The following is a 661-nucleotide window of genomic DNA, read 5'->3' as shown; positions in this document are numbered from 1 at the left end:
ACCGGTAAGAAGGTCAACTCGGCGCTCGACAACCCGACCAACTTCTTCACCGCGCAGGGTCTCGACAACCGCGCTTCCGACATCTCCAATCTGCTCGATGGTATCGGCAACGGCGTGCAGGTGCTGCAGGCCGCCAACACCGGCATCACCTCGCTGCAGAAGCTGGTCGACAGCGCCAAGTCGATCGCCAACCAGGTCTTGCAGACCTCGGTCGGCTACTCCACCAAGTCCACCGTCACGACGGCTGCGCTGACCAATGCCACTGCGACCAGCCTGGTCGCGGCGTCCACCAGCGTCGTCACCGGCTCCGCCCTCCTGAACGACAACACCACGGCGGTCGCGATCACCGCCACGACCAAGCTGTCGGGCACTGCGGGCAGCGCCTCAGACGATCTGGCGACCGGATTCTCGGCTGGCGACACGCTGACCGTGAACGGCACCACGTTCTCCTTCGTCGCCGGCACCACCTCGACCGGCACGTCGATCGGCATCGGTGACACCGTGGGCCACCTGCTCTCGGCGATCCAGACGGCGACCGGCGTGAGCGGCTCGGTCGGCGCATCGGGTGCCATCACGCTGACGCCTCCGGCGGCCGGCCTCACACTGTCAGGCTCGACCGGCGCGCTGGCGAAACTCGGCCTCACCGCGGTCGGTGATGGTC

Annotated in this window: 1 pseudogene; it reads left to right on the top strand. The window is 67.3% G+C overall.

The features are described 5' to 3' along the window. Nucleotides 1-661 (top strand): annotated as a pseudogene (locus tag BRAS3843_RS27850) (flagellar protein); the annotation flags it as partial.

It is taken from the genome of Bradyrhizobium sp. STM 3843 (assembly GCF_000239815.1).
In the GTDB taxonomy this organism is placed as follows: domain Bacteria; phylum Pseudomonadota; class Alphaproteobacteria; order Rhizobiales; family Xanthobacteraceae; genus Bradyrhizobium.
This window is presented reverse-complemented; position numbering and strand designations above follow the sequence as displayed.